At 62.9% G+C, this 3,014-nt stretch carries 2 protein-coding genes and 1 pseudogene; all 3 read left to right on the top strand.

Features of this window, described 5'->3' with window-relative positions:
- Nucleotides 1–268, top strand: a pseudogene (locus tag EN969_RS24325) (carbohydrate ABC transporter permease); the annotation flags it as partial.
- A gap of 4 nt (nucleotides 269–272) precedes the next feature.
- A complete protein-coding gene (locus EN969_RS24320) occupies nucleotides 273–1,937 on the top strand; it encodes an alpha-glucosidase (RefSeq protein WP_127419459.1) in 1,665 nt (554 codons plus the stop codon).
- 24 nt (nucleotides 1,938–1,961) lie between these two features.
- On the top strand, nucleotides 1,962–3,014 hold a 1,053-nt coding region (ugpC, locus tag EN969_RS24315; RefSeq protein ID WP_127419458.1), incomplete at its 3' end, for a sn-glycerol-3-phosphate ABC transporter ATP-binding protein UgpC.

The following is a 3,014-nucleotide window of genomic DNA, read 5'->3' as shown; positions in this document are numbered from 1 at the left end:
GTCGTTTCCGGTGCTGGCTTCGTTTGCCATCTTCCAGTTCCTGTGGGTATGGAACGATCTGCTGGTGGCGATGGTTTTCCTCGGCACAGAGGCAGACCAGATCGTGCTGACCGCCAAGCTCAACGCGCTGTTGGGCTCACGCGGCGGCGACTGGGAGATTCTGACGACATCGGCTTTCGTGACCATCATCGTGCCGCTGATCGTGTTCTTCTCGCTGCAGCGCTATTTTGTCCGCGGGCTGCTTGCCGGCTCGGTGAAAGGAGGCTGAGACGATGCAATCCGCTTTGAAGGCCAGCTCGAAGCCTGACCTCGCCATCGATCGCGACTGGTGGCGGGGCGCGGTGATCTACCAGATTTATCCGCGCAGCTACCAGGACTCGAACGGCGACGGCATCGGTGACCTTAAGGGCATCATCGGGCGGCTACCCTACATCGCGGCACTCGGTGCGGACGCCATCTGGATTTCGCCATTCTTCAAGTCGCCGATGAAGGATTTCGGCTATGACGTGTCGGATTACTGCGACGTCGATCCGATGTTCGGCACGTTGGCCGACTTCGACGCGCTGACCGCCGAGGCACACAGGTTGGGCTTGAAGGTGATGATCGACGAGGTGCTGTCGCACACCGCCGACAACCACCCGTGGTTCAAGGAAAGCCGGTCGAGCCGCAGCAACCCGAAAGCCGACTGGTACGTCTGGGCAGACGCCAGGCCGGACGGCACGCCGCCCAACAACTGGCTGTCGATCTTCGGCGGCTCGGCCTGGCAATGGGACACCAGCCGCCAGCAATATTACATGCACAATTTTCTGGCCGAGCAGCCCGACCTCAACTTCCACAACCACGAGGTTCAGGACGCGTTGCTCGACGTCACCCGCTTCTGGCTGGAGCGCGGCGTCGATGGTTTCCGGCTCGACACCATCAATTTCTACTTCCACAGCCAGGGCTTGGAAAACAACCCGCCGCTGCCGCCGGAAGAGCGCAACGACCAGACCGCGCCGGCGGTCAACCCCTACAACTACCAGGACCATCTCTACGACAAGAGCCGGCCCGAGAATCTCGGCTTCCTCGAACGGTTCCGTGCCCTGCTCGATGAATATCCGGCAACCGCAGCGGTCGGCGAGGTCGGCGATTCGCAGCGTGGGCTTGAAGTGGTGGCCGCCTACACCGCCGGCGGCAAGCGCGTGCACATGTGCTACTCCTTCGATTTCCTGGCGCCGGAAAAGATCAGCGCGGGCAAGGTCCGCTCGGTGCTGGAATCCTTCGGCAAGGTCGCCAGCGATGGCTGGTCGTGCTGGGCCTTCTCCAACCACGATGTAATGCGCCCGGCCTCGCGCTGGGCCGCCAATGAGCCCGACCCGACCGCCTACCTCAAGGTCATCTCGGCGCTGCTGATGTCCTTGCGCGGTTCGGTCTGCATCTATCAGGGTGAGGAACTTGGGCTCGGCGAGGCCGACCTTCGGTTCGAGGATTTGCAGGATCCCTACGGCATCCGCTTCTGGCCTGAATTCAAGGGCCGCGACGGCTGCCGCACACCGATGGTGTGGGACGGCGGCGCCAAGAATGGCGGCTTCTCCCAGGCAAAACCCTGGCTGCCGGTGCCGGCCAAGCATTTGGCGCAAGCGGTCAATGTCCAGCAGGGCGACGAGGCTTCGCTGCTCGAGCACTACCGGCGCTTTCTCAGCTTCCGGCGTGCCCATCCGGCGCTGGCCAAGGGCGACATCACCTTCATCGAAAGTGAGGGAGATACCGTGGCCTTCACGCGCCGCGCAGGCAACGAGCAGATCGTCTGCGTCTTCAATCTGGGAGCCGGGCGGGCCAAGGTTGACCTTGGCGGCCGATCGCTGCAACCTCTGCCCGGGCACGGATTTTCGGGGCAGGCGAACAGCGGTTCCATCGAGCTTGGCGGCTACGGCGCCTGGTTCGGGCGTCTCGACTGAATTTCCAATCACTGGAGGAAACCAATGGCCGATGTCACGCTAAGACAAGTGAAGAAGTCCTACGGCAATCTGAACATTCTCCACGGCATCGACCTCGATATTAGGTCGGGCGAGTTCATCGTCTTCGTCGGCCCGTCGGGCTGCGGCAAGTCGACATTGCTGAGGTCGATCGCCGGGCTCGAGGAAATCACCTCCGGCGAACTCAGAATAGCCGGCGAAGTGGTGAACGACGTGCCGCCGTCGAAGCGGGGCATCGCCATGGTGTTCCAGTCCTACGCGCTGTACCCGCACATGACCGTCTACGACAACATGGCGTTCTCGATGAAGATCGGCAAAGAGAACAAGGCCGAGATCGACCGCCGCGTGCGCCAGGCCGCCGAGATCCTGCAGCTGACCAAATATCTCGACCGCCTGCCCAAGGCGATGTCGGGTGGCCAGCGCCAGCGCGTCGCCATCGGCCGCGCCATCGTGCGCAATCCGAAGGTGTTCCTGTTCGACGAGCCGCTTTCGAACCTCGACGCCGCGCTGCGCGTCGCCACCCGCATCGAGATCGCCAAGCTCAAGGAATCGATGCCCAACACGACCATGATCTACGTTACCCACGACCAGGTCGAGGCGATGACGCTGGCCGACCGCATCGTGGTGCTCAAGGACGGCCATATCGAGCAGGTCGGCACGCCGATGGACCTCTACAAGAAGCCCGGCAATCTGTTCGTTGCCCAGTTCATCGGCTCGCCGGCCATGAACATCCTGCCGGCGACCATCGAAAAGACCGGAAACCCGACCGTCGTCAGCCATGTCGGCGGACGCAAGGCGACCGTGCCGATTGCGACGCCGGCTTCGGCAAAGGGCGCTGCGGTGAGCTTTGGCGTGCGGCCGGAGGACCTGATCATCGCCAGCGGCGCGGACTATCTGTTCGAGGGGACGGTCGACTATGTCGAGCAACTCGGCGAGGTGCAGCTTGTCTATGTCGACATCGGCCGCGCCGATCTGCCGCTGGTGACCAAGCTGCCCGGCAATGTCGAGGTCAAGCGCGGCTCGACATTGCGGCTGAGCGCCAATGGCGAGGACCTGCAT

This window comes from Mesorhizobium sp. M7A.F.Ca.CA.003.01.2.1, from assembly GCF_003998945.1.
Taxonomy (GTDB): Bacteria; Pseudomonadota; Alphaproteobacteria; order Rhizobiales; family Rhizobiaceae; genus Mesorhizobium; species Mesorhizobium ciceri.
The sequence above is the reverse complement of the archived record's forward strand: the minus strand, read 5'-3'. Positions and strand labels throughout refer to the sequence as shown.